General features: G+C 61.5%; 23 protein-coding genes and 1 pseudogene. 13 read left to right on the forward strand and 11 right to left on the reverse strand.

The features are described 5' to 3' along the window. Position 1: 1 nt before the first annotated feature. From AC1DPX_RS31735 to AC1DPX_RS31755, 5 genes are all read right to left on the reverse strand, one after another. Positions 2–1,510, reverse strand: a complete 1,509-nt coding sequence (locus AC1DPX_RS31735; RefSeq protein WP_477241736.1) for a TadE/TadG family type IV pilus assembly protein — start codon at positions 1,508–1,510, stop codon at positions 2–4. Positions 1,511–1,587: 77 nt separating this feature from the next. Continuing rightward, on the reverse strand, positions 1,588–1,875 hold the full coding sequence (locus AC1DPX_RS31740) for a hypothetical protein (RefSeq protein WP_477241738.1): 288 nt from the start codon (positions 1,873–1,875) through the stop codon (positions 1,588–1,590). Positions 1,876–1,879: 4 nt separating this feature from the next. Further along, positions 1,880–3,325, reverse strand: a complete 1,446-nt coding sequence (locus AC1DPX_RS31745; RefSeq protein ID WP_477241740.1) for a type II and III secretion system protein family protein — start codon at positions 3,323–3,325, stop codon at positions 1,880–1,882. Positions 3,326–3,391: 66 nt separating this feature from the next. Next, positions 3,392–4,477, reverse strand: a complete 1,086-nt coding sequence (gene cpaB / locus AC1DPX_RS31750; RefSeq protein ID WP_477241741.1) for a Flp pilus assembly protein CpaB — start codon at positions 4,475–4,477, stop codon at positions 3,392–3,394. 78 nt (positions 4,478–4,555) lie between these two features. After that, positions 4,556–4,735: a Flp family type IVb pilin gene (locus AC1DPX_RS31755; RefSeq protein WP_477241743.1), complete on the reverse strand. Its 180-nt coding sequence runs from the start codon at positions 4,733–4,735 to the stop codon at positions 4,556–4,558. 540 nt (positions 4,736–5,275) lie between these two features. Here AC1DPX_RS31755 and AC1DPX_RS31760 point away from each other — a divergent pair. The 11 genes from AC1DPX_RS31760 (at position 5,276) to AC1DPX_RS31810 (ending at position 16,238) form a co-directional block, all read left to right on the forward strand. Continuing rightward, positions 5,276–6,661, forward strand: coding sequence for a CpaF family protein (locus AC1DPX_RS31760; protein ID WP_477241745.1), 1,386 nt, complete (start codon positions 5,276–5,278; stop codon positions 6,659–6,661). Next, positions 6,661–7,632, forward strand: coding sequence for a type II secretion system F family protein (locus tag AC1DPX_RS31765; protein ID WP_477241747.1), 972 nt, complete (start codon positions 6,661–6,663; stop codon positions 7,630–7,632). Before AC1DPX_RS31760 ends, AC1DPX_RS31765 begins: the two co-directional genes overlap by 1 nt. A gap of 12 nt (positions 7,633–7,644) precedes the next feature. Continuing rightward, entirely contained in the window at positions 7,645–8,601 is a 957-nt protein-coding gene (locus AC1DPX_RS31770) for a type II secretion system F family protein (RefSeq protein WP_477241749.1), read from the forward strand. A 53-nt stretch (positions 8,602–8,654) separates the two neighbouring features. Further along, complete coding sequence (locus tag AC1DPX_RS31775; protein WP_477241751.1) at positions 8,655–9,200, forward strand: tetratricopeptide repeat protein; 546 nt, start codon at positions 8,655–8,657, stop codon at positions 9,198–9,200. Position 9,201: 1 nt separating this feature from the next. After that, positions 9,202–9,708, forward strand: a complete 507-nt coding sequence (locus tag AC1DPX_RS31780) for a prepilin peptidase (RefSeq protein WP_477241753.1) — start codon at positions 9,202–9,204, stop codon at positions 9,706–9,708. 123 nt (positions 9,709–9,831) lie between these two features. After that, positions 9,832–10,494 carry a methyltransferase family protein gene (locus AC1DPX_RS31785; RefSeq protein ID WP_477241755.1) on the forward strand — a complete coding sequence of 221 codons (663 nt, stop codon included), beginning with the start codon at positions 9,832–9,834 and terminating at the stop codon, positions 10,492–10,494. A gap of 87 nt (positions 10,495–10,581) precedes the next feature. Beyond that, positions 10,582–10,788 carry a hypothetical protein gene (locus AC1DPX_RS31790; protein WP_477241757.1) on the forward strand — a complete coding sequence of 69 codons (207 nt, stop codon included), beginning with the start codon at positions 10,582–10,584 and terminating at the stop codon, positions 10,786–10,788. 41 nt (positions 10,789–10,829) lie between these two features. Continuing rightward, positions 10,830–11,966 carry a hypothetical protein gene (locus AC1DPX_RS31795; protein WP_477241759.1) on the forward strand — a complete coding sequence of 379 codons (1,137 nt, stop codon included), beginning with the start codon at positions 10,830–10,832 and terminating at the stop codon, positions 11,964–11,966. A 247-nt stretch (positions 11,967–12,213) separates the two neighbouring features. Continuing rightward, complete coding sequence (locus tag AC1DPX_RS31800) at positions 12,214–13,791, forward strand: peptidoglycan L,D-endopeptidase MepK (RefSeq protein ID WP_477241761.1); 1,578 nt, start codon at positions 12,214–12,216, stop codon at positions 13,789–13,791. 187 nt (positions 13,792–13,978) lie between these two features. After that, a complete protein-coding gene (locus AC1DPX_RS31805) occupies positions 13,979–14,881 on the forward strand; it encodes a MurR/RpiR family transcriptional regulator (RefSeq protein WP_477241895.1) in 903 nt (300 codons plus the stop codon). 40 nt (positions 14,882–14,921) lie between these two features. Then, entirely contained in the window at positions 14,922–16,238 is a 1,317-nt protein-coding gene (locus AC1DPX_RS31810; protein ID WP_477241763.1) for a M20 family metallopeptidase, read from the forward strand. Between the two features lie 24 nt (positions 16,239–16,262). On the opposite strand, the gene AC1DPX_RS31815 is transcribed toward AC1DPX_RS31810, so the two are convergent. The 5 genes and pseudogenes from AC1DPX_RS31815 to AC1DPX_RS31835 all read right to left on the reverse strand — a co-directional run. Then, positions 16,263–17,297, reverse strand: coding sequence for a branched-chain amino acid ABC transporter permease (locus tag AC1DPX_RS31815; protein ID WP_477241765.1), 1,035 nt, complete (start codon positions 17,295–17,297; stop codon positions 16,263–16,265). After that, positions 17,294–18,169 carry a branched-chain amino acid ABC transporter permease gene (locus tag AC1DPX_RS31820; protein WP_027045159.1) on the reverse strand — a complete coding sequence of 292 codons (876 nt, stop codon included), beginning with the start codon at positions 18,167–18,169 and terminating at the stop codon, positions 17,294–17,296. Before AC1DPX_RS31820 ends, AC1DPX_RS31815 begins: the two co-directional genes overlap by 4 nt. A gap of 9 nt (positions 18,170–18,178) precedes the next feature. Next, the gene (locus tag AC1DPX_RS31825; protein ID WP_477241767.1) at positions 18,179–18,892 is read right to left on the reverse strand and encodes an ABC transporter ATP-binding protein; all 714 of its coding nucleotides are present in this window, start codon (positions 18,890–18,892) and stop codon (positions 18,179–18,181) included. Then, positions 18,889–19,626 (reverse strand): ABC transporter ATP-binding protein, encoded by a 738-nt coding sequence (locus AC1DPX_RS31830; RefSeq protein ID WP_202356122.1) that lies wholly within the window; start codon positions 19,624–19,626, stop codon positions 18,889–18,891. Before AC1DPX_RS31830 ends, AC1DPX_RS31825 begins: the two co-directional genes overlap by 4 nt. Before the next feature lie 177 nt (positions 19,627–19,803). Further along, positions 19,804–20,943, reverse strand: a pseudogene (locus tag AC1DPX_RS31835) (ABC transporter substrate-binding protein); the annotation flags it as partial. 130 nt (positions 20,944–21,073) lie between these two features. Between AC1DPX_RS31835 and AC1DPX_RS31840 the strand changes: the two are divergent. Beyond that, positions 21,074–21,892: an alpha/beta fold hydrolase gene (locus AC1DPX_RS31840; RefSeq protein ID WP_477241769.1), complete on the forward strand. Its 819-nt coding sequence runs from the start codon at positions 21,074–21,076 to the stop codon at positions 21,890–21,892. 13 nt (positions 21,893–21,905) lie between these two features. Here the strand turns inward: AC1DPX_RS31840 and AC1DPX_RS31845 are convergent, their stop codons facing one another. Next, positions 21,906–22,676: an SDR family NAD(P)-dependent oxidoreductase gene (locus AC1DPX_RS31845; RefSeq protein ID WP_477241771.1), complete on the reverse strand. Its 771-nt coding sequence runs from the start codon at positions 22,674–22,676 to the stop codon at positions 21,906–21,908. A gap of 172 nt (positions 22,677–22,848) precedes the next feature. On the opposite strand from AC1DPX_RS31845, the gene AC1DPX_RS31850 reads away from it, so the two are divergent. Beyond that, positions 22,849–26,727 (forward strand): caspase family protein, encoded by a 3,879-nt coding sequence (locus AC1DPX_RS31850; RefSeq protein WP_477241773.1) that lies wholly within the window; start codon positions 22,849–22,851, stop codon positions 26,725–26,727. Positions 26,728–26,827: the final 100 nt, after the last annotated feature.

The following is a 26,827-nucleotide window of genomic DNA, read 5'->3' on the forward strand; positions in this document are numbered from 1 at the left end:
ATCACCGATAGAGTTGCGCTTCGTCGCGCAGGAAATTGTCGAGCGTGCCACGGCCCCCCTTGCCGGTGATGTCGACAAGTTCGACTAAGATGTTCTTGCCGTCCTTGATCGGCTCGGTGATGAAGAAACTGCCGAAGGCATGTACGGGCACGTTGTCCGCGCGGCCGTTGAACCCGCCAATCGCGTTACAATCGATGATCGCGCCGTAAAGGATGCGTCGATCGACCGTGGTCACCGGCGTCTGGCTGCATGATGGCGTGCCGGTTTCGCCGCCCACGGAGGCATCCCCGACGATGCTGTCGTTCGTTGCGGGGTTTCCATCAGGATCGAGTTCGTAACGGTAAACCTCGTATCGTGTCGGCAGATTGGTGCCAGTGCCGGAAAGCGCTGACGGAACGGCACGCGTCGGATGGTTGGCTGCCCAATACCTGGCAAAGTTCCAATCGCCAGCACCCATGCGGCCACCCATCAAGGTGCAGTTGCCCGCGGATATGCAGGGGTCTTCCTCAAGGCCGATGCCCTTCGTCGGATCGGTCTGGAATGTCGTCTTGGCGTTGTTGCAGCTAATGTTCTTCAGACCCATTCGCACATTGGACGCGGGACCATTTGCCGTGCCGATGTAGGATTTGCTGATGCCGAACCGCGCATTCAGCCCATCCTGTACAGGGCCGGCATTCTGCCCGGGTTCGGTGTCGACGCCGTCCTGGGCATAGCATCCCGATGGTTTGACCCGAGCGAGGGACAATTCCAACTGGTTGGCCCCGTTGCCGTCAGGCGATGCCAGAAAGGCAAAATTGCCTGGCTGATACGAGCCGTCGTTGCGCAGGGTGATCTGGCGGCGTCGGTACTGCCGCTGCGTCGCTGCCTGTTCCAGCGAAACTCCACCGGGAGAACCCTCATATGGGTTGCAAATAAAGACGGGAGTGTAGTCGCAGACCGACGTCCTGAATCCCGCGACCGCGAGTGCCCCGACATTGAAGCTGTTGCTGGCAGAATTTCGTGTCAGGAACGACGCAGGAAAGATTGCGTTGAAGCCGGTGGGCGTGACCGTGACTTGAACGAAGTGTGTCTCAAGCTCGCCTGTCGCAGGGTCTGAACTTGCGTAATAGCTAGCCTGGTTCGCTGTCGTTATAGGGGTGCCGTCCGCGGCGGGGATAGCCTTCAGGAAACACCATGAAATGTTGCCGGCGCTGTTGCATCGCTGCGTGCCGCCGGGTTGTCCAGCGGTGAGGGTAAATCGGCCGGAGGTCGAGAAATTGCTTTCGTTGTTGACCAGTGTCGCCATGGCACGCTCGGCCCGACCCCAGGCACCGGTGCTGCCGTCCAGTTCCGCCGCGCCGGCAAGCGCAAAGGCGTCCGCCGCCTTCTGCAAATCATTGTGCAGATTGTTGACCCGGCTCATGTCGATTGCCAGCAGCGAAAAGCCGATGATCGCCGGCAGCATGACGCTGACGAGGATCAGCGCTATTCCCCTCTGATCGTGCCAGAACGCGCGAATGGTCCGCAGCATGGCCTTACTCTTTGCTCCCCTGACGCCAGGTTCCCTCGTTTGGCCTGGCGCACTGAAACCGCATCCTTCTGTTCAGTTTACGGCGTGTTCGTCGTCACCCCCGACCCCGCGCCGCCGACATTGACCGTAATCGCAGGCGGCGGCGGCGGTGGTGGTGGAAATTTGTACCTGTTGGCGACAGCGGCTGCGCGCGCACCGTCGCCTCCTATGTGTGTATTCCTGGACGCTGGATTGAACGGATCGACCGTCTGCAGCAGCGAATTGTGGTTCTGCGTGTCGCCGGCGGCCAAAGTTATCGAATCGTAGTGATTCAGATAGTCCGCGGCGCAGCCCGTCAGCAGGCCGGTGCCCAGAATGAGGACCAAGGCGCTATTTCTTGACATAGAGCATCTTGTCCTTCGATTTGAAGTTGAGCATGTGGCCATAGGGGCCGGTGACGCCGTCGCCCGTTTCATATTTCCGGATCATGTCCTTGTTCACCTCGAGCTGACCGAGCACGAAGAATTCCGGATCGTTGGCGGGCCGCGTCTTGTCGAATGGCGTCTCGAGCTGCTCGCCGGGCTTTACCGGCCGCACGAGGTGGGGCGTGACGATGACCACCAGTTCCGTCTCTTCCTTCTGGTTGCTCGAATTGCGGAACAGCGTGCCGATGACTGGCACCTGGCCGAGCCACGGCACCTGGTCTTGCAGCTTGGTGGTCTTACTGGACAGCAGTCCGCCGACCGCGAAGCTCTGGCCATCGCGCAGTTCAACCACGGTTTCCAGCTTGCGGTTGGTGAAGATCGGGTCGCCGGCGGTGGTGAAGCCATTCAGGTCGCTCACTTCTGGTGCCAGCTTGATGTGGATCTTGTCGTCGTCGAGCACGACCGGCGTGAACAGAAGATTGACGCCGAATTGCTTGAACAAGACCTGGACCTGGCCATTGGCGTCGAGGCTACGGACAGGGACTTCGCCGCCGGCGTTGAAGCTGGCCGACTCCCCTGAAAGCGTGGTGAGATTGGGTTCGGCCAAGGTGCGCACCACGCCCTTGTTCTCAAGCGCCTGGATGATCAGGTCCACCTTGATATTGCTATCGATGACACGAGTGATGAGCGACGCGAACGGGTTGCTTTGCGACAGCAGACCGCCGACCAGATCGCCAGCAGCGAGCCCGGTTCCGTCTGTGTTTGACGCTACGACGCCCGTTCCAACTTTCGTTGTGCCGTCGCTGTTCTTGCTTCTGATCGACACGCCGAGATCGCGGCCGGCGTTGCGTTTGGCCTCCAGGATTCGGACCGACAGATTGACCTGCTGGCTGTCATCGACCGTGACGGAATTGATGATGTCGTCGGGGCCATATTGCTTCGCCACTTCCAGGATGGCCGCCAGCGTGGCGCCGTCCTTGACATGACCGCCAAGCCTGACCCTGCCGTTGACCGAGCCGATTTCGATTCGCGACCTTGGCGCCACCTGGCGGATCGCCTGCGCCATGTCGCTGACGTCGACGCCGACCTCGATCTGGATGACGCCGAGCGAGCGCTTGTCGGTAGAAAACAGATTGACCGTGGTGGTGCCGGCACTCTTGCCGATGACATAGAGGGTGCGGTCGGTCATCGGCTGGGCATCGGCGATCTTTTGGTCGCCGACGACGATATCGCCAAGATTGGCATTCACCTGGATCGTTACCGATTGCGACATCGGCAGGAAAACACGATGGACACTGGGATTGGACACGTCGATGAAGCGGTCGGCTGCATTGGCCGCCAGACTCCCCGCCAACAGCGTCGCCATACTGGATAGCGCGGCAGCGGCCACTCTCACCCAAAACCCCTGCATCCCCGTCTCCCAACTGCTGCCCCGGCAGCCGTGCTTCACCGCATTCAAGCTTTTTATTCTAGCTTATTATTGTTGTCGCGGCACTTCATAAGATTCAAGCGTTATCCCCCGATAGACGCCGACAGTTGCCCGCGCCGGCGGCTCGGGCTGGACATATTTGACCACTTCCTTCGTGACCTCGTGCACCTCCGGCGCCGGGGCTGATACCACGATCGGAGCCGGCGGCTTGACCTTGCTCAGCTGGTCGAGCTTGTTTCCCACGCGGTCCACGGCCTGGGCCAGTCCCGCGATCTTGTCGTCGGCGCGCTTGCGTGCGTCTTCCGCGCTCTGACGTTCGGCTGCGGCCGCGGCATCGGCCGCCGCCTGCCTGGCCAGTTCGGCTTGCTTTTTGGCTATGTCAGCCGGCATTTCGCCGGTCAGGTCGGAAAGCGTCACCCGCTCGGTGACCTCGCCCTTGCTGGCAGCGGCCTGGCGAAGCGCCAGGGATAGCTGGCCAGCGCCCGCCGCCAAGGTAAGCTTCTGCGCATCCTTGGTGCTGGCCTCCACCGTCACCGACTTGACGACGGTCGGGCTGTCCTTGCTTTCATCGGCAACCTGGTCGACCGCGAGCACCTTCATGCCCTGCAACAGTACGTCGACAAAACTCTGGTCCGCGCCACCGTCGCTTCGCACGGTGCGCGTCAGCAACACGTCGACCCGGTCACCCGGGAAAACGAAGCCGGCGACGCCAAGCACGTCGTTGACGCGGATGGACACGGCCTTCATGCCTTCGCCAAGCACCGCCGAAAGCGTGGCGCGCTGGCCAGGTCCTGTGATCTTGCTGGCGAGTACGGGTTCGTTGACGCCGATCGACTGCAACGCCTGCTTGGTACCTCCGCCAACGGGAAGGTCCTTCGTCAGGAGCTCTTCTGTCGTCTTGAATGCTCCGGCCGGAACCGCGCCTGCGGGCCATGCGACTTCACGCAATTTGTCGGCGGACAAGGTGTCGCCAAATTTCAATGCCACCGCAGCCACCACGACCGTATCGCGCTGAACATCATTCGTCTGCGCAATCGCGCTGCGCTGATTGGCCAGCCAGATATTGGCGAGCACAACCGCCAGCACGCCAAATACGCCGGCGAGGACAATCATGATGACAGTATTTGCGCGCATGAAACTCAACCTTACGGTGAAAAACTAGCGTTCAAGGCGAGAATTTGGGCCCGGGCATGCCCGGGCCCAAAATTGTCGTTAGCCCAGGTTGAGCGCAGTGGTCAGCGTGCCCCACGATGTGGTCACATAGCCACCGACCAGAACAATCGCCGCGATTGCCGCTGCGCTGATCAGACCGATCAGGATCGAATATTCGACCATGGCAGCGCCGTTTTCGTCGTCGCGGAACTGCCGGGCCATCGTCATGAGCTTCTTCATGTCAATTTCTCCTTCTGGAGGTTGGAACCCGACGAGACAGAGCCAAGGATGAACCCCATACCCAAGCATCCCCCGTCATCTCGATCCTAGGTCCCGAGAAATTGCAGAGTCAAACGGGATTAATGGTTCCTTAACTTTCCAATACATGAACTGTCGAGTTCAGAGAGGCGTTAAGTTTCAGCAAGAGCTTGATTCGTCTAATTTTTCAAGCGCTCTTAACCATTCGTTCACAATTATGTCGCCAAGCTAATTAAGTGATGCTTACTTTAGCTGTATGGCATATTCCTTTATATCTAAGGGGTTATAGCCAATTATGGGGTGGATCCCCATGTCGGAGCACGCAAGGGGCGCAGGGGGCTGCAAAGCTTAGTTAGTCACTCATGTTTGGCGGCTCAGAGACAGGAAATAAAAACGATATTTTCCGGCGTCGCTTCTTAACTATGTTGAAAGTATTGGCCGCACCTGAGGCGCCCCGGCGCTTGTGCGTCGCTTGGTTAACGTTTAGTTTCCGCTAATATGCAGTGGAGGGTATAAGGGATTATGCTGGGGCGGTTCATGAAGGGTGGCGAGGCGCGGATCGAGCCAAGGGTGCAGTCGATTGCGACCCTCCCGGTTGCCAACGAGGCCCCGCCTGTCGCTGATCTCGAACCACATGGCGACGAGTTCTTGGCGCTGAAGGTGGATATACACAGGCATCTGATCGACCGTTTCAATCTCGCGGCGCTTGAAACTGCGTCGAAGGAAGAAATCCTGAACGAGATCCGGCCGATCGTGCGCGAGTTCGTACGCGGACGCAACGTGCCGTTGAACGCACGCGAACTTGACCAACTGACCAGTGACACCGCCGACGAGATGTTGGGTCTGGGGCCGATCGAGCCGCTGCTCAAGGATGACTCGATCGCTGATATCCTGATCAACACCCATAAGCGCGTCTTCATCGAGCGGCGCGGCGTCATTGAGGAGACGTCGATCCGCTTTCGTGATGAGGCGCATCTATTGCGCGTCATCAACAAGATAGTCTCGGCGATCGGCCGGCGTGTCGACGAGTCGGCGCCAATGGTCGATGCGCGTCTGGAAGACGGCTCACGCGTCAACATTGCCGTGCGGCCAATATCAGTAGACGGTCCGCTGGTCTCAATCCGCAAATTCTCCAAGAATCCCTATTCGCTCGAACGTCTGATGGCGTTCAATTCGATCCGTCCGCCGATGATTGATCTGCTGCGGATCGCTGTGCAGGCGCGTAAATCGATCCTGGTTTCCGGCGGCACCGGCAGCGGCAAGACGACCTTGCTCAATGCGCTGTCGAGCTACATTCCGTCCAGGGAACGGCTGATCACCATCGAGGATGCGGCGGAACTGCAGTTGCAGCAACCGCATGTCGGCCGGCTGGAGACGCGTCCGCCCAATGTCGAGGGCAAGGGTGAGGTTCGCCAGCGCGAATTGCTGAAAAACGCACTACGCATGCGGCCCGATCGTATCATCGTCGGCGAGGTGCGCGGCGAGGAGGCCTTCGACATGCTGCAGGCCATGAACACCGGTCATGAAGGCTCGATGACCACGATCCACGCCAACACGCCGCGCGATGCGATCTCGCGGCTCGAGCAGATGGTCGGCATGGCCGGCATGCCGATGAGCAATGATTCCATTCGCGCGCAGATCGCTTCGGCCATCGACATCATCGTGCAGACACAACGTCTTTCGGATGGCGGCAGGCGTGTCACCTCCATATCGGAATTGACCGGCATGGAAGGTAACGTCGTCCAGCTTCAGGAAATCTATCACTTTGTCCGCCGCGATGTCGGTGCCGACGGCTCCATTATCGGCGAGTTTCGCGCCACGGGTGTGAGGCCGCGGTTCGCCCAGGAAGCGGCAACTCTTGGGCATCAATTCGCCAAGGATGCCTTCAACCCGCAGGTCTCACTTTGATGCCGACGGGACAGACTCTACTGTACTTCATCTACGTACTGGCAGCAGCGTCGGTTATCCTTGCTGCCGAGACACTCTATGTGTCTTTTTCGGGGAGGCGAGCGCGCGTTACCACCGTCAATCGGCGTATCAAGCGATTGAGAGAGGAGGCGCCAGCTGAACAGACATTGCAGGGGTTGCTGCAGGAGCGTGGTCTGACGGGGAGTGGCGACTTCATCTTTGGCGCAATAGCGCTCAACCGACTATACACGCAATCCGGCATTACCGGTAATCCGCTGGCATTTGCCGCAGTATTTTTGTTAGCCGGTCTCGTGGTGGCGTTGATTTTGCCGTTGCTTCTACACTTCTCGGCCACTGTTGCGATTATTGCTTTTTTGCTTGTTGGCTTCGCATTGCCACTTCTCATCCTGCGGCGTGCGCGGAACAAGCGCGTCCAGAAATTTGCCGCCCAACTTCCCAATGCACTCGATATGATCGTTCGTTCATTACGTGCCGGTCACCCAACATCGGTGGCAATTGGACTTGTGGCGCGTGAGATGCCCGACCCGCTCGGCACAGAATTCGGGATCGTCTCCGATGAAATCACCTTTGGCCTCAGCCTTGAACAAGCCGTGCGAAAACTCTCGCAACGCGTCGGCTTCGAAGGCCTCCACCTTCTCACCATATCGCTCTCTATTCAGGCCAAGACCGGAGGTAATCTGACTGAGATGTTGTCAAATCTCTCATCATCGCTCCGTGAGCGTCAGAAATTGAGGCTGAAAATCAAGGCGCTTTCAGCTGAAGGTAGAATGTCTGCGTGGATAATATCGCTATTTCCTATAATTATGTTTGTAATACTTCTTTTAATTGCTCCAAGTTACTATGGAGATATCTGGGGCAGTCCACTCATAACTCCTGTATTCCTGATATTCGGAATATTGGCCCTTTTTGGCGATTTCATCATGTTTCGAATGGTCAATTTCGATTTCTGAGGAGGGCGAGCCATGACCGTTTTTGCAAGCCTTCAAAATTCCGGGCTGCTCGTATCAGCCGCGGTTTTCCTTGCCGCGATGGCGCTGTTCCTGTTCGGCGCATTCATTATCTTGCCGGCTATGCAAACGCGGAAACTGGTTGCGAAAAGCCTGTTAGCTGAGGGGATTGCCAGTCGTCGCTCGCTTGTGGGCCAGGAACACCTCGCCAAGATCTCCGCGCAGCGTCCAGTCGAAGCATATTTTCGATCGATAGAAAAGGAACGGGACGAGCCCAGCGCATTGGACGCGAAGCTCTTCCGAGCCGGCTTCTATCAATCAACCGCACCAATGATCTACACTTTGTCGCGCCTGGGCGCGGTCTGCATAGGCTTTGCGGTGGCGTACGCAATCCTGTCGCATATTCTGCCGTCTAAGGTGCCAGGAGTCGTAGCTTTTGCCGTCGCTGCCGTATTCGGGCTGGCCTGCATAGTCATACCGAGCATCGCGCTTGATCGGTTCGAAAATGGACAAAAGCAGGTTTATCGTCGTGGCTTTCCCGATTTCATGGACATGATGATCACTTGCGCTGATGCCGGCATGAGCCTCGAAGCGGCGGTCGAGCGCGTCGGAAGCGAACTCGCCAGCACCCACAAGTGGCTCGGCATTCAGTTGTCAATCATGAATCTGCAACTCCGCGCTGGCAAACCGTTACGGGACGCACTGCGCGAACTCGCGGACCGAATCGGGCTCGAAGAAGCGAGATCTCTGGCTGTGCTGTTCCGGCAATCGGAAGAACTCGGCACCAGCCTGACAGACGCATTGCGGGTCTATAGCGACGAAATGCGTAGTCAGAGAATCCTTCGTGCGGAGGAAATTGCCAACGCCCTTCCTGTCAAGATGATGATTCCATTAGGTCTTTGCATCTTTCCTGTCGTGATGATGATCGTGATGCTGCCTGTTGTCATCCGAATGAAAGGCGTTTTCTTCTAGCGGCTTATATGCTTTGGTCCTAAAACGAGTCGGGGACCCTTTGGGGGTACAATATGAAGAGGGCTATCGCGGTCACAGCCTGCCTACTGATGGTAGCGCTTGTCGGCTGCCAGACAAATGGTGCGGACACCGATGGTGTCGTGCGCACCAACGAGCCGTCGAAAGGCGATGTCACGTCCTTTGGCGATGCCTTCGACGGGCTGAAGACAGTCGGCAACGTCGAGTACTACGCCTCGGACCAGGCCGTGGCCGAAGCCACGAACCAGTTCCGTGCGGAAAATTACGGCAATGCCGGCGCGTTGTTCTTCAAGGCGACGCAACTGGCCCCCAACGACGGAGGCGCCTGGATGGGGCTGGCCGCTTCCTGCGATCGCATCCATCGCTTCGACCTGGCCGACCGTGCGTACGCCCGCGCCTTCAAACTGGTTGGCGCGTCGCCCGAATATTACAACAATGTCGGCTATTCCTATTTGCTGCGCGGCAAGCTGCAGGACGCACGCAGCAGTTTCCTCAAGGCCTATGAACTGGCGCCCAACGATCCGACCGTGGCCAACAATCTGAAGCTTCTATCGTCGAGCGTGCAGAACATCGAGCGCTAGCATGTTGCTTATCGAAGTGCTTCTGCTGAAGGCACTCGCCATACCCTTGCTGGCAAGGATTGCGTGGCTGGACTTCACGACACAGAAGATAGCCAATCGCGACGCGCTGCTGCTGCTCTGCCTTGGGGCGGGGTCACTGCTGCTGCTGTCGTTCCAATCCGGATCCTGGTGGGACATGGGGCTGAGCGCCATCGCCGCGCTTGTGCTGTTCGTGGCGCTCTTCCCGTTCTGGGTGCTGCGAAAGGTCGGCGCGGGCGATGTCAAGCTGATGGCGGTCATACCTTTCCTAATCGGCGGCAGCGGCCTTGCAGTGTTTTCGGTGCTTCTTCTGGTTTTTGCCCTCGCCACGGTTCTGATCATAAAAAGCCCGTTCATTCTACCCGCTGGCGCGTTCCGTCTTTATGTTCTGCATCTGGATCGTAAAGGCGTTGTGCCATTCGGGTTACCGATTTCGGTTGCGTCGATCTGCACTATCGCGCTCGAGCTTTGCATTAACATGATGGCCTAATCAATAAAACAGCATGATTGTGGCAAAAGACTTCTGTCAAAGCTTAAGCGCGTCTAGATTTTGATCTTATGACGCTATCTATTCATGCACTCGGCGAGTCAGTTAACCCGAAGGGCTAGATGAATGAGACTTCCATCAATAGAGATGCGTGATTTCATTGGGCGCGCAACACTGACAATCTATTTCACAATATGTGCCACATTGAAGGCCGTGGCCCTAATCACGCTTTTTCGCGACACAGATTGGACCGTCGGGCGAGCCATCGACATGGCCGCAGATGTTGCAGCATTAGGATTTCTCATTCTGATGGTGACTACCACAGTTGCACGCCTTCCACCGCTGAAAACAGCCGAAGGGATCGAACCCCGGATCGCTGCCCTTATCGGCTGCTTTGCCACCGTAACTTTGGTTGCTGTTCCTCGTGTCCGTACACCTCCCCAGACCGAACTCTTGGGCGACCTCACTACTATTGTCGGTTTTGCACTTTGCATCTGGTGTCTGTGGTGGCTCGGTAGATCGTTCAGCATCACCGCGCAGGCCAGGCGACTTGTAACCGCAGGCCCGTATCGGATCGTGCGGCATCCTCTCTATGTATGCGAAGCCATCGTCCTTTTCGGCATTGTGCTACGCAATCCGACATTCGCAACAGTCGCAGTCTGCGCGGTTGCTCTCACCTTCCAATATCGGCGCCTCGTTAACGAAGAAAAGGTCTTACAGGCCGCTTTTCCAGAATATGATGCCTACCGGCGTGCGACTCCAATGCTGATTCCCTCTCTGTTTCGATGACGATGGTAGTGACCGGCAGAATTTCTGCTTTTCCGTCGCTTCGCGCAGCGGTGAACAGGATAAGCACTAGTCTGGCGCTTCGGCGGCGTGCTGCGCTGGGCTGGCGTCGCCTTCCTGGTCCTAATTCAGCTCGGCGCCGTCCAACTGGCTTGGCATTACGGCATTGACGGATATGCTTCGGTACTGGCGACCCTGATCATATGGGCTGCTGCCGGACGCATAGCGAAAGCCTCGCTGCACACGGTACCGACCGAGCTTGGTCGTCAGGAATTGCGTGAGATCCGGTTCAAGTAGAGCGTCGATGGCTAAATAAACCATCACAGGGAGAAGGCACCATGGCACTTCACCTTTCGGCAGATGCCCCGGCTTCCGTCGCCCCGCAAAAATATCTCTTTGGCCCGTTCATCGACTTCTTCATGCTTGGCGGAAGCGCGCTTGTCATCTTGCCGGTGCTGTATTTCCTGCCGCTCCGGTACGAGGCCGCCGTGACGCTGGCGATGTTCCTGCTCTCGCACCTCATAAACCAGCCGCATTTCGGTCATTCGTACCAGATCTTCTACCGCAACTTCGCTCGCAAGCTGCGCGGCGACGGTTACAGCCGCAATCTCCAGATCCGCTACATCATCGCCGGCATTGTCGTCCCGTTGGCCATGACCGCCTTCTTTGCCTATGGCTCGCTGGCGGGCAACGCCCGCCTGCTGGGCAACGCAACCAATGCGATGGGCTTTTTCGTCGGCTGGCACTACGTCAAGCAAGGCTACGGCATGCTGATGGTGGATGCCGTGCTGAAGCGCAAATTCTTCAGCGAGCAGGACAAGAAGGTGTTGCTGTTCAACGGCTACGCCGTGTGGCTGTTCGCATGGCTTCAGACAAATGTGGTGATCACCGAAAGGCAATTCTGGGGTTTGCAGTACTACACCTTCGCGGTCCCGCCATGGCTCCTCACCATCGCCATGTCGGTCGCCGCTGCCTCCTCGGCGGCAACCGCCATGATGTTCATCAATCGTTGGCGCAAGCATGGCGGGGCGCTGCCCTACAACGGCGTCGTCGCCTACGTCGTGTCCCTCTATGCCTGGATCCTGTTTGTGACGCTGAACCCGCTCTGGCTGCTCGTGGTGCCGGCGCTCCATTCCTTGCAATATCTGGCGGTGGTCTGGCGCTACCAGACCAATGTCGAGCGCGATCGTGCGGATGCCGTCGAGAGGCCGCGACTGAAGGCCCTGTCCATTCTTGGACCGCGGTACAGGCTGCGGGTGCTGGCCTTCATCGTGGTCGGCGCAATTCTTGGGGCGCTCGGCTTCTGGCTGGTGCCGATGATGCTGATTGACCTGGTTCCCTACGACAAGGCAGTGCTCGGCTCGTCGCTTTTCCTCTTCATCGCCTGGATATTCATCAACGTGCACCATTACTTCCTGGACAATGTGATGTGGCGGCGCGGCAATCCGGAAGTCTCGAAATATCTGTTCCGCTGAAGCGATCGGCTGAACGCCTTTCGGGCAATCCGCGACTGTCGGGAAGGCCCATTCCCGGCACGAACACGATTCGTTAACCAAGATGCTGTTCATCGATAGGGCGGGGACGGATGCCCGTCTGCCTGGTCAAGCCTGCCAAGATCGGGCCTGCCAAGATCGGGCCTGCTTGTCGGGTCGAGCGCTTCGAAAAGAAGGCTCCGTCCGACCAAGACGTCAAATCGCCCGAAACAGCAACAATGTGCAAGGCATGAACGTGATTGAAAGCGAACAGAACGCGCCCTCCCATCGTTGGGCATGGCTGCCGGCCATTGTGGTCGCGTTCCTTTGCCTGTGCGTCAGCAACGCGTCCGCCGAGACGCGCGCTTTGCGGATTCAACATCTCCATACTGGCGAGAAGGCCGAGATCGTCTTCAAGCGCAACGGCCGTTACGATCAGACGGGCCTGAAGAAGATCAATTTCATGCTGCGCGACTGGCGCCGCAACGAACCGACCAGGATGGACCCGCGCCTGCTCGACCTCGTCTGGCAGGCCTACCGGGCCAGCGGCTCGACGGGCTATATCCATGTGGTCAGCGCCTATCGCTCGCCGGCAACGAACGCCATGCTGCGCAGCCGCTCGAAGGGCGTCGCCCGGGAAAGCCAACACATGGTGGGCCGCGCGATGGATTTCTTCCTGCCTGACGTGCCGCTGAAGAAGCTGCGCGACATCGGCCTCAAGATGCAGGGCGGCGGCGTCGGCTATTACCCGACTTCCGGCTCGCCTTTCATTCACATGGATGTCGGCAATGTGCGGCATTGGCCGGGCATCAGCCGCCAGGAACTCGCCAGGGTCTTTCCGAACGGCAACACGCTGCATGTGCCGAGCGACGGCAGGCCGCTGCCCGGCTTTGACCAGGCGCTTGCCGCCTATAAATCGCGCAAGAGCGCCGGCACGCCCAACATCGAACTGGCAAGCGCCGACGCCGGCCAACGCAAGTCGCGCGGCCTGCTGGGGACGCTCTTGGGCGGGCGCGGCGCCGACGAGGCGGAGGATGTCGCGGAGGCGGCGCCGGCGCAGCGCAAACCGGCCAAGTCCGTGGAGCCCAAGGCGGTCGGGCAGGGCATCGCCATAGTGCCGCCGGAGGCAGCCCAGCGGGCGGATATCCAGGTGGCTGCCGCCGGTGCGACGGAAGAACCGCTCGCCGAGCAAAAGAGCAGGACGCCTGAAGCAATCGTCATGGCGATGGCGCCCGAGACAGTGCCTTTGCCAGCCTTTGCCCCGCGCGCCGAGACCACCGCCAACATTCCGGTCCAGCAAACCGCACCATTCGCAATAGCCAGCGCGGATCCCACTCCGGCGGCCGCCGCGCCGGAGATGGCGGCGCTCACCGTCCCCTTGCCGACATGGCGGCCGCAAAGCCAGACAAGCGCAGCGCGTCAGCCGGATGCAGCCAAATCTGGCGACGCCGTCGCTGCCTTGCTGGCCATGCATCACCCCGATAACGGGCTCGATGGGCTGGCCGGCCAGCGGGCCGCGATCCCTGCACCGAAACCCGAAGATCGCGTCCGGACCAGCCCCAAGGCCGACCGTGTCCAGCCACGTCTCGATCCCGAAGCCACCGCCGTGATTGTGCCCGCCGCGTTGACCCGTCGGCCGCTTGAGACAGGTCGCGGCATCACCGGGGGAACCGGCTCGACAACGGCGCCCGTCATTGCCGCCAATTTCATCCGCACGGCGCCGGAGCAGGTCTATCTCGAGGGTTTCCAGCCGCGAGGACAGACGTCCGATCACCGCCGCTTCACTGGCTCCGCGGTGAAATTCCTGCCCATCGCCAGCTTCAAATAGGGTGCGAACGCACCGTGCGCGCGCTGGCGTAGAATGTGTTGCGTGATATGGATGGTCGGGTGCCGTCGGGGGATTGCGCAACCCATGCCGAAATCTTCCATACCGCTCTGTAAGGTATTTTCCAAATTTGACAATTATGCATGAAATTGTAAGATAATCGTCTTTCCGTCGGCGAGAGGCTATGACCATGTCGATCCGCGAAGAACTGGCCAACACCACCTTGGCGTTCACCTCGGCGGAAGAAAAGATCGTCCAGGTCCTGCTGGCCGATTATCCGATGTCGGGGCTGGGAACAGCAACCCGCCTGGCGCGCCGCGCCGGGGTCAGCGACCCCAGCGTGACGCGGCTGATGACCAAGCTCGGCTATGTCGGCTTTGCCGATTTCCAGGCGCGCCTGCTCACCGAGGTCGAATCCAGGCTGCATTCGCCGCTTTTGATGATGGAGGCCAAGCGTCCGGGCGGCTCCAGCGAAGGCACGGCTTTGGCCTATTTCCATTCGGTTTCCGATAGTCTGGAGCGCACGCGCACGGCGGTGCCGCTGCAGGCCTATACGCGTGCGGTCAATTTGCTGCTCGAAACCAAGGGCCAGGTCGTGCTCTTGGGCGGCCGTTTCAGCCGGCATATCGCCTCCATGCTTGCCGGCTACCTCCTGCAATTCCGCTCCGGCGTGCGCGACATCGGTTCGCTCAGCCCCGCCGATTTCGACCTCTTGATCGACCTCGGCAAGCGTGACCTCCTCGTCGTCTTCGACTACCGGCGCTACCAGTCGGACGTGGTGCGCTTTGCCCAACAGGCACATGAACGCGGCGTCTCCGTATTGCTGTTCACCGATGTCTGGCTGTCGCCGATCGCTGAGATCGCCGACCTGACCATGGTCGCGGCGATCGACGCCAATTCGCCCTTCGACACGCTGGCGACCGCCGTCGCCCAGATGGAAACGGTCTTTGCCCATGCGCTGGAGGGCCATGGCGCCGGGGTGCGCAAGCGCATCGAGGACATCGAGAAGATCCGCAGCACCAATGCGGTCACCCTCGATGCCGCCCTGTCGCCGGACAGCGAGACCGCCAAACCCAAAATCCCTAGGAAATAGTGTCGAGCCCCCGACGAGGTGCTGCGAGGAAGGAACAATCATGCCTGATATCAAGACCATCATTGACGCCGTGCAGGCTCAGATCGAGGCCGACCGCGACTGGCTGATCGGCTTGACCCGCGACATGGTCCGCATCCCTTCGGTCAATCCGAAATTCGAAGCCAACCCGGCGATCAACCGCGAGGCGGATGTCCAGGCGCTGCTCGAGCCGATCCTCAAGCAGGATGGCTTCCGCACCGAACAATGGGATGCCTTGCCCGGCCGGCCCAATCTGGTCGGCGAATGGGATGGAGACGAAGACCGCAGCCTGATCCTGTGCGGACACATCGATGTCGTGCCGGTCGGCGAGATGAAGGACTGGTCCGTCGATCCGTTCGGCGGCGAGATCACCAATGGCCGGCTCTATGGCCGGGGTGCGGTCGACATGAAGGGCGGTGTCGCGGCCTGCGTCGCCGTTGCGCATGCGATCAAGAAGGCTGGCATCACGCTGCAAGGCCGATTGGCGATCCACTCCGTCGTCGACGAGGAGGCCGGCGGCTTCGGCGCCATAGATGCGGTGAAGAAGGGCAAGCTCGCCAAGGCGGTGCTGGTGGCCGAGCCGACCTGGGGCGATGTCCTGCCGGTCGAAGGCGGGCTTGAATGGGCGCGGGTGACCATCCGTGGCCGCAACGCGCATTCGGCGCTGCGCTATAATGAAATTTATCCGCAGAGGCATGACCAGGACCGGCTGAAGCCGGGGGTCAATGCAATCGAGATCGCGGCGCGGTTCATTGCCGCTGTCCGCCAGTACGAGCTCGACCGGACGCGGGCGAAATCCCACCCGCTGCTGCCGCTTGGCATGAACACCATCAACATCGGCGTTATGCATGGCGGCACCGGTCTTGGCGAACACGGCCTGCCGACGGTGATGACCAATCCGGCCATCATCCCCGACGTCGCCGTGCTCGACCTCGACATGAAGTTCCTGCCTGACGAGAATTCAGCCGACTATCGCCGCGATTTCGAGGCTTTCGTCCATCATTTCGCCCAGACCGACGCCTGGCTGCGCGACAACCCGCCGACCATTCAATGGGAACTCGGCGGGCTGCATTTCCCGCCGATGAACACCTCGGTCGACCATCCGCTGGTGACGTCGCTGATGAAACGCAAGGCCGCCGTCGGCAAGGCACCGCAGGTGCGCGGCTTCGTCGCCGTCTGCGACGCCGCGCACTATGCGGGTGCGGGCGTCGACGGCGTCATCTTCGGCCCGTCGGGCGATGGTTTTCATGGCGCCAACGAATATGTCGAGGTGGAATCGGTGGTCGAGACCGCCAAGGTGATCGCCGCTTCGGTGATCGACTGGTGTGGCGTGCGCTAAGGCGGAGCCGTAATTCTGAAATGGTCAGGCCGGGCGCTTCAGGCGTCCGGCGACAGCGCCCCACGCAGCTTTGATCATGCCGGCCAGCCCGCTGGGATAGGCCAGCATCACGCCGATGATCAGCACCGCCGTGATCATCGGCCGCCAGGCGCCGAAATCGGCCATCCATTCGGCGAAGATCGTCAGCACGAAAGAGGCGATGATGGCGCCGTAGATGGTGCTGGTGCCGCCAAGCAGCACCATCGACAGGATGATGGTCGCCAGGCTCATGCCGAAGACATCGATCGAGGCATTGCGCTGGTAAGCGGCGTAGAAGGCGCCGGCAACGCCGGTGAAGAAGGCGCTTGCCGCCAGTGTCAGCATGCGCTGGCGCACAATGGAGACGCCGCGGCTGATGGCGTATTCCTCATTGTCGCGCAACGCCACGATGCTGGCGCCGGCCCGTGAGCGCACGAACACGCGCAGGAACAAAGTGCTTGCCACCAGCAGCGCCAGCGCGATGTAGAAATAAGCGAATTTGGCGTCGCGGACCATGTTGTGGTCGAACCAGTAGAGGCCGGGGATGCGCACGATGCCTTGCGTGCCGCCGGTGATGTCGGACTGGCTGAGGATCACCTGCATCACCAGCTGCGCGAAGCCGAACGTCACCAGGATGATGTAGATGCCCTTCAGCCGCAGGATCGGGATGGTCACCAGGATCGCCGCCAGCGTGGCGATGACGCCGCTGGCAAACAGCGCGATCCAGGGGTCGAGCCCGGCCAGCTTGGTCAGCAGGCTGTAGGCATAGACGCCGATGCCGAACAGCGCCAGATGGCCGAAATTGAAGACGCCGCCATAGCCGAGGCTGAGGTCCCAGTTCGAGGCGACGATGGCGTAGATGAAGGCCATGATCAGGATGTGGCGGGCATAGGTGTCGCCGAAGACCAACGGCAACAGCGCCAGCAGCGCGAAGCCGAGCACGAAGCCGACGGCCTCATGTTTCCAGGGCGTGCGGCCGGGCGCGATCGGAATTGCCGCCGCTGTACGGATTGGTGGCATCGTCGAGGTCGTGTCGGTCATGCGAGGCCTCGTGAGCGGCTGGCGAAAATGCCCTCGGGGCGCACCATCAAGGTCAGGATCAGCACGCCGAACAGCAGCGCCGGCGTCCAGTAGAGGCCGAAATAGTAGCTGCAGGCAGCCTCGAAGAAGCCGATCAGATAGGCGGCGAAGATCGGTCCCGATATGCTCGATATGCCGCCGAAGACGACGACGATCAGCGCCTTGAGCAGCGGGTCGCTGCCCATGACAGGCGACATGAAGCGATAGCCGCCCATGAAGATGCCGGCGAGTCCCGCCAGCGAAGCGGCGATGGCGAAGGCCAGCCCATATAGCGCGGTGACGTTGAGGCCGACCAGATGGCTGGCATCCTCGTTCTGCGCCACGGCACGCAACGCCAGCCCAAGCCGGGTGCGGTTGAGGAACATCCACAGCGCGGCCAGGATCAGCGGCGTGATGACGATGATGGCGATCTGGTGCAGCGAGACGCCGACGCCGCCTATGGTGGCGTTGCCGTCGATCAGCGCCGGGATCTGCTTGGAACGCGGCCCCCAGATGGTCAGGGCGCCGTTCTCGATCAGCGATCCGGCGGCAAGCGTGGTGATGACGACGACCAGCACGATGTTGGGGCGGCCGATCAGTGGCCGCACGACGCTCGCCTGCAGGATCCAGCCGACGCCGGCCATGACGACGACGGCGATCGGAAAGGCGACCGCTGCCGGCAGGCCGAGTTCGACCAGCTGCCAGGCGATGTAGGCGCCCAGCATCATGAACACGCCATGGCTGAAGTTGAACACGCCGATCGTCGTCCACACCAGGGCCAGCCCGACCGCCATCATGGCGTAGAGCGAGCCCTGGAAAAGGCCGCCGAACAGGATTTCCGCCAATGCGCTCATCTCAGAATCCTAGTGGCCAAAATACATCGACATGATCTCGCCGTGGTCGAGGCTTTCGCCCGGCTTGATCTCGGTCGCCACCGCGCCGTGATTGACGAGGTAGAGCTGCTGCGTCAGTTCGAGCAGGAATTCGATGTCCTGCTCGACGACGATGAGCGGCACGCCGCCACGCGAAATGTCCATGACCGAGGCGCACAGCTCGTCCTTGATCTTGGGCGCCAGTCCCAGCGTCGGCTCGTCGAGGATCAGCAGGCGCGGGTGGCTCATCAGCGCCGTGCCGATCGACACCATCTGGCGCTCGCCGCCCGATAGCGTGCGCACGCGCTGGCGCCAGCGTTCCGCCAGTTTCGGGAACAGCTTGATCACCTTCTCGCGGTTTTCCGCCTCATGCGGGCGGGCACGTGCCGAATAGGCGCCGAGCGCCATGCAGTCGGCGATGGAGAGGTCGGGAAACAGCCGGTTGCCTTGCGGCACATGGATCAGCCCGGTGCCGACGATGGCGCGGGCGCTGCGGCCGGAAATGTCTTGCCCATCGAACAGGATGCGGCCGCTCTTTGGTTGCAGCAGCCCGGAGATCGCCCGCAACAGCGTCGTCTTGCCATGGCCATTGGGGCCGAACAGGCCGACATTGCCGAAGTGGCCGGCCTCCAGGGAAATGTCGTGCAGCACGGTGACGCGGCCGTAACCGGCGGTGACGCCTTCGACGGTGAGGATGGGATTCACGCCACCGCCCTCCTAGTCCCGAGATAGGCTTCGATGACGCGCGGGTCGGCGATCACATCAGCCGGTTCGCCGGCGGCGAGCACGCGGCCATTGTTGAGCACCAGAAGGTGCTGCGACAGGCTCATCAGGAAGGTCAGCACATGCTCGATCAGAAGGATGGTGATGCCGCGCTCAGCGGTGCGGCGGATCAGCCCGATCGATGTCTCGATCTCGGGTTTGGTCAGGCTTGAGGCCGGTTCGTCGAGCAGCAGCATGCGCGGCTGCATGGCGATCGCGGTGGCAAGCATCAGGCACTTGCGCTCGAAGACGGACAGTTCGCCGGCCAGCCGTCCGAAGGACACGGACCCCAGGCCGACGAATTCCAGCGCCTCGGCGGCGACATCGCGGGCGACTGCGGCCGCTTTCTCCTGCTTGCCGTAGCTGGCGCCGATCAAGGCGTTCTCGAATACGGTCAGCCCGTCGAAGCTGGTCTCGCGCTGAAAGGTGCGGGCAAGGCCGAGCCGCGCGATGGCATGCCCTGACTTGCCGTTGATTGCGCTCCCGTCGAGGCGGATGCGGCCCCGGTCTGGTCCGAACGGGATGCCGGTGATGATGTTGAATAGCGTGCTCTTGCCGCTGCCGTTCGGGCCGGCGATGCCAAAGATCTCGCCGGCCTCGACCTTGAACGACACGCCGTCGACGGCCTTCAGCGAACCGAAGGCCTTCGAGACGTCGTCCAGTTCAAGCAGGGCCATTCCTCACTGCATCCAGGGCTGGAGCTTGAAGGCGCCGGTGGCGTATTTCTCCGGCGAGATCAGCGTGCGCTGGCCGTCCCAGATCTGGAAGAAGGTGATCGGGATATAGTCGTCGCCCTGCGTGGCAAGGTGCGTGGCGGGATCGAACTTCAGCCGGCCTTCGGCGACCTGCTTGTCGGTTTCCGACAGCGCCTTCATGATCGCCGCGTGGTCGGATGCGCCGCCGACCTTCTTGACCGCGTCGAAATAGACATTGGTCATTTCGTAGAGCGCGACGCCATAGGTGCCGCTCTCGACGCCAAATTTCGTTTTGAACTTGGCCGCCACCTCGTCGGCGCGCGGGTTCTTCGGCGTGGTCAGCGCGCCCCCCAGAAGATTGTAGATGACGCCGTTCGATTTCTTGCCGGTCAGTTCGACGAATTCCGGGACACTCGGCGCGTATTGCAGGAAGACCAGGCTCTTGGTCGGCTGCTCGAGGAACTGGTTGAGGAAGGATGCCGAATTGCCCGGCAGATAGTCGGTGTTGATGACGACATCAGGCACATTCTCGCGCACCTTGGCCAGGATCGAGCGCCAGTCGGTCACTTCGCCGAAGGGGACGATCTCATCGACGGTGATGGTCCAGCCCTTCTCCTTGAAGGTCTTCTTCATGCCTTCGGAGATGGTCTTGGAATAGGCGTTGTCGGAGGAGATGATGGCGACCTTCTTGGACGGCAAGGTGATCTTGCCGTCGGCCGCGAGCTTCTCGACGAACAGGGTGACGTCGGTGTTGTAGGCGTCGAAGGACGGCGTCAGCGACCAGCAGCACATGTATTTGTCCGGGTGCGGCGCGATGATGTCCCTGGTCTGCTGCGAGGTGGCAGCCAGCATATAAGGCATCTCGGCTTCGGCCATGTTGTCGATCTCGAAATTCGTCAGGCTGGCGTAGCCGGTGAGCATGAACTGCACGCCCTGATCGCCAAGCAGCCGCTCGACCGCGCTGGTGACGTTGCCGGCGGACTGATCCTTGACGTCGCCGACCACCAGTTCGAACGTGTTGCCGGCGACGCCGCCGGCGGCGTTTGCCTCATCGATCGCCATCTGCACGCCGCGCTGGAATTCCTGGCCGTCCGCCGCGGCGGGCCCGGTGATCGGCGCCAGCAGGCCGATCTTGACGACATCGGCAAAGGCGGGAACGGCGGCTACGGCAAACATGCCGATCAGCGCGGTGCTCATCAGCATATGGCGGATTCTGGTGGCGGCGGATTTGGATTTCATCGTGCTGTTCCCTGTTTTCCTCCCGTTCATCGGGAGTTGGATAATTGACAATCTACGCATAATTGTTCTTATTTGAAAAGGATTTTTCAACGCATCCTGATCGGGAACACGATTCCCGAAAAGGTATGGAAGCCGTGGCGCTTTGCTGCGCACCTGCACTTAAACAAGGCAATTCCAGACGGAGCGGACCATGACGATCACGCAGAAGATCCTTGAAACCAGCCACGGCAGGATCGCCCTTCGCGAGACCGGCGGCAAAGGCACCGCCGTTCTGTTGATCCACGGCAATTCGTCCTCGAGTGCTGTTTTCCGCAACCAGCTCGAGAGCCCGTTGGGCGAGCGCTACCACATCATCGCCGCCGATCTGCCGGGGCATGGGGCATCAGGCGATGCGCTCKATCCGGACCGCTCCTACAGCATGGAGGGCTATGCCGATGCGATGACCGAAGTGCTGGGCCTGCTCGGTATCGACAAGGCCATCGTCTTCGGCTGGTCGCTTGGTGGCCATATCGGATTGGAGATGATCGACCGCTTTCCAGGCCTGCTCGGCCTGATGATTACAGGCACCCCGCCAGTGGCGCCCGAGGAAGTCGGCAACGGCTTCAAGCCGAGCCCGCACATGCACCTTGCCGGGCAGGAGACCTTCACTGCAGCCGATGTCGAGGCTTATGCGCGCAGCACCTGCGGCGAGCCGTTCGAGCCGTTTCTCATCGACACCGTCGCGCGCACCGACGGGCGGGCGCGACGCCTGATGTTCGAGAAATTCGCGGCCGGCACGGGCCGCAACCAGCGCGAGATCGTCGCCGGCAAGACGCCGCCGATCGCCGTCCTCAACGGCATCGACGAACCTTTCGTCAACACCGACTTCGTCTCGGCGGTGACGTTTTCCAACCTTTGGGAAGGCAAGGCGCATCTGCTCGACAATTCAGGCCATGCGCCGTTCTGGGATTCGCCCGACCTCTTCGATCCGATCTTCGCGCGGTTTCTGGCCAGCGTCGACAAGGGTTAGGGCCGGCGCAAGCCTACGCCACCGACCAGCCACCATCGACCAAAATATTCGCTCCCGTAATCAGCGACGCTGCGGGTGAGGCGAGGAACACCACGGTTCCCGCCACATCGATCGGGTCGCCGATGCGGCCGAGCGGGATATGGCCGAGCACATGCGCGTGGAAATCCGGTTCGGCGAGCGAGGGGCGTGTGCCATCGGTCCAGATGAAGGTCGGCGCCACGCTGTTGACGGCGATCCTGTGCTGCGCCCACTCGGCGGCCAGGCAGCGCGTCAGATGGTTGATCGCCGCCTTGGTCATGCAGTAGATCGCCTCGCCCTTCAGCGTCACCGTGCCGGCCTGCGAGCTGATGTTGATGATGCGCCCGCCTTTTTGCGCGATCATCAGCTTTCCGACCGCCTGGGTGGTGAAGAACGTGCCCTTGAGGTTGACGTTCACGGTGAGGTCGAAATCCTCCTCGGTGACGTTCTCCGCCAGGTTTTCCGGCCCGAGCCCGACATTGTTGACCAGAACGTCGATGCGGCCGAAGGCGGCATGCGCGTCGGCGACACCTTTGCGCACCGTGGCAAGATCGGTCGCATCCATCTGCACTGCGAGCGCCCGCCGGCCGATGCGTTCGATCTCGGCGACAAGCGCAGCACCGTCGGCCTTGTTGCGCACGCCGACGATCATGTCGGCGCCGGAGCCGGCGCAGGCCAGCGCGCAGGCGCGGCCAATACCGCGCGAAGCGCCGGTGACCAGCACCACCTTGCCAGCCAGATCAAATTTTGGCGTGAAATCACTCATCGCAACCTCCTCTGAAGCCCTTTGCTGAAGACTACCCGCTCACGGCGTGAAAACCAGCCAGCATCCGCGCCTCACGACAAGTACACCGTTCGTCCCGGGACTTGCCATGCGCCGGCCATCATGATGCCATCTCGTGAGGTAAGATCGCGCCTTGCGGGTTCCGGGGTGGGCGATGCAGCTTGGGCGAGTAGCAGTCGAAAGGTTGCGCATTTGCGCGGCGTTCGCCGCGGCGCTGATTCTGTGCCTGTGCGCGCTGGTCCCGGCTCATGCCGAGGAGCCCAAGGCGCTGAAAGGCGTGGCACTCGTCATCGGCCAGTCCGACTACAAGCATGTCGGCAAACTGCCCAATCCGGAAAATGACGCCCGCGCCATCGAGGAAATGTTCGACAAGCTCGGCTTCGAAACATCCGTGGCCACCAACCGCGATGCGCGCAAATTGCGGCGCGATCTCGAAGGTTTCGTCGACGATGCCGAAGGCGCCGACGTCGCCGTCATCTACTATTCCGGCCACGGCATCGAGGCCGGCGGCGAAAACTTTCTGATCCCCGTCGATGCCGATATCTCGGCGCTCGACGACGCCGGCGAGAAGCTGGTGCCGCTGTCGTCGATCGTTGCCGAACTCAAGGCCAGGGTGCCGGTCACCATCGTGCTGCTCGACGCCTGCCGCAACGATCCGTTCCCGCCGGGCACGCTGCTGAAGCTGGCGCCGGATGACGAGGGCAAGCCGATCGGCGCCGGCGGTCTCGGCGAAACGCGCAGCGTCGTGGCGCTGAAGAGCAATGCGCCGGTCAACGGCTCGGCCGACGACAGCCTCGGCCAGGTCATCGGCTTTGCCGCCGAACCCGGCAAGGTGGCGCTCGACGGTCCGGCCGACGGCAACAGCCCCTATGCGGCGGCGATCCTGCGCCACATCGACACGATGGGCGGCGAGGAATTCGGCACCGTGCTGCGCATGATCGGCGAGGAGGTCTATCTCAAGACCAACGGCCAGCAGCGGCCATGGGTCAATGAGAGCCTGCGCCGGCTGCTGTATTTCGGTACGCCGGCCGAAGCGCCGAAGGGCGATGAGGGCGAAATCCTCAGCGAGCGCCGCCGGCTGCTGCTCACCATTTCGGTGCTGCCCGACCCGGAACGCCGCCAGATCGAAACCATTTCGCGCGACGGCGGCGTGCCGATGGATGCGCTCTATGCCATGCTGAAGACGCTCGGCGCCGACACGCCGAAGGACCCGGCCGAACTCGACAAATTGCTGCGCGGCCAGGCCGAGCGGCTGAAGCAGGTTCTGGCCGAGCAGGCCGCGCTGAAGAGTCAGGACCCGGAGATCGTGCGCCTGTCGAAACTGGCCGACCAGGCGGTACAGGAAGGTGCGCTCGATGCCGCGCAGAAATTCCACGAACAAGCCAAGGCCCGCGTCGGCGAATTGTCCAATACGGTCGACAAGGCTGAAGCCGATCTCAAGGCGCGTCGGCTCGAATTCGCGGAAGTCTTCGCCAGCAGCGCAAAGACCTACGAGCTGTCTTTCGACTATCTCAAGGCCGCGCAGGACTACGCCAAGGCCTATGACGAAGCCGAGAGATGGAGCGACGAGGATGCGTGGTTCTACAAGGGGGCGGAAGCCGAGGCGCTTTCCAATCAGGGCACGTTTTCCGGCGACAACGCATTTCTAGTCCAGGCCGTCGCGGCCTATGAAATGAGCCTGACCTATGTGTCGCGTGAAAAGACGCCACGAAAGTGGGCGGCCACTCAGAACAATCTTGCTACCAGTCTCTCCACGCTGGGCGAGCGCGAGGCCGGGCGCGAAAACCTCGACAAGGCGGCCGCGGCCTTCGAGCAGGCGCTGACGGTCTATACGCGGGAAACCTATCCGGACGATTGGGCGTCCACCTCAGGCAATCTCGGCACGGTCTACTGGCGGCTCGGCCAGCGCGAGAGCGGCACCGCGTTGCTCGACAAGGCGGTCGCCACATTCCGGGCGGCGCTCGAGGTGCAGGGGGCGAAGAAGGTGCCGCTCGAATGGGCGGCGACTGAGAACAACCTCGGCATCGTGCTGTCGGAGCTCGGCGAGCGCGAAACGAGCAGCGGCAGTTTCCGCGCTGCGATCGAGGCGCATCGCGCCGCGTTGACTGAGTATGGCCGCGAGCGCGTGCCGCTCGATTGGGCCTTGAGCGAGGTCAATCTCGGTGCGGCGCTGTTTCGTCTCGGCGCGCGCGAGAAGGACGTCGCAACACTTGAGCAGGCGGTCGCCGCCTACCAGTCGGCGACGGAGGAGATGACCCGTGAACGCGCGCCGGCGCAATGGGCGACGATCCAGAACAATATGAGCTCTGCGCTGGAGACGATCGGCGAGATCAATGGCGACATCCCGACGCTGCAGCACGCGCGCGAAGCGGCCGAAGCGGCACTCACCGTGTGGACGCGCGAGCATGCGCCGGCGAGCTGGGCCAACGGCCAGCTGACGCTCGGCAATGCCTTGCAGCGCCTCGGCGTGAAGCAGGGCGACACGGCGACACTGCTCAAGGCGGTGTCCGCCTATGAGGCCGCACTCTCGGAATATCCGCGTGAAAAACTGCCGCTCGACTGGGCCTCGCTGCAACAGAATCTGGGCTCCGCCTATGCTTCGCTCGGCGAGCGCGACACGGGAACAGACTATCTGCAAAAGTCGGCAACCGCTTATCGCAGCGCATCCGAAGTCTACACGGCTACGGCCGCGCCCACCGAGTTTGCCTCGATCGAGCACAGTCTCGGCAGCACGCTGTCGACCTGGGGCGACCGCGCCGGCGACAAAGCGGTGCTCGAACAGGCGGTCGCCGCCTACGACGCCGCGCTCACAGTGCGGACCAAGGACGGCGCGCCGAAAGACTGGGCCAAGACGCAGTATCGGCTGGGTGCCGCGCTTTCGATGCTGGGCAAATCCAGCGACGGTCCGACCGAAGCGCTTGAACGCTCGGTGACGGCCTATCGTGCGGCGCTTGAAGTGCAGACCCGCGACAGCGATCCCGACGCCTGGGCGGCAACGCAATGGGGGCTCGGCCATGTCCTTTTGGTGCTGGGCGACCGGGTGCAGGACGGCGACGATTTCAAGCAGGCGGTGACGGCGCTTGAAGCGGCGTTGCCGTTCTACGATCTTGCCGCCGTACCGCAGGATCACGCCCAACTGCAGAACGATCTCGGCAGCGCCTACTACTACCTCGCTGGCGCGAGCAACGATCCGTCGCTCTACCAGAAGGCAGCGACCGCGCATGAGGCTGCCCTTGCCGTCTACGCCACCCTGCCGGACCGCACGCCGTGGGCCGCGGCCGAAAGCGACCTCGGCAATGCGCGCATGATGCAGGCAAGTGCCGCTTCCGATCCGGACATCATGGCAAAGTCCGTGCGGGCCTATGAGGCGGCACTGACGGTGACGACCCCAGACAAGGATGCCGATGGCTGGACGCGCAACCAGTCCAACCTGGCGAGTGCGCTGTCGTCGCTGGGCTATTGGCGCAACGACGTCGCGCTGCTGAAGCGCTCGGCCGGCATCTACCGCAGCATCCAGGCGGTGCGCACCCGCGCCCGCGACCCCGCGCGCTGGGCGACCACGCAAGGCAACCTCGCCAATGTGCTTGGTATGATCGGCGCGAAGGCGCCGTCGCCTGAAGTGTTCGACGAGGCGATCGCCGTCAACCGGGAGCTGGCCGACGAGGTCGGCCGCGCCCGTGACCCCGACCGTTGGGCGAGCCTGCAGAACGAGGTCGGCTATGCCTTGACGCTGGCCGGCCGTTCGGAAAACAACGTCGCCCGTTTCGAGGAAGCGGTGCCGATCCTGCGCGAGGCCATCGCCATGCAGAAGAAGATCAATTCGGTTCCGGCTGTCGCCTTCACCGAGGACAGCCTGTGCGACGTGCTGACCGACCTGGGCGCTGCCCGCAAGGACAAGGCGCTGGCCGAGGAAGCGATCGCCGCTTGCCAGGAGGCGCTGGTCATCTTCAGGGAGCGCAAGATGGATGACCTCACCGCAGGCTCCGAGAAGAACCTCGCCGAGGCGCAAGCCTTGCTGGCTGATCTGAACTGACACAGGAGTGCCGCGTGTCCAGTTGGATGGGCAATGGACGCCCCGGCAACGGTCGCTTTTGACGTTTGTTGCTCTGGCACCTGCAATGGCGCGTGACTCC

Source organism: Mesorhizobium sp. 01N446, assembly GCF_056399285.1.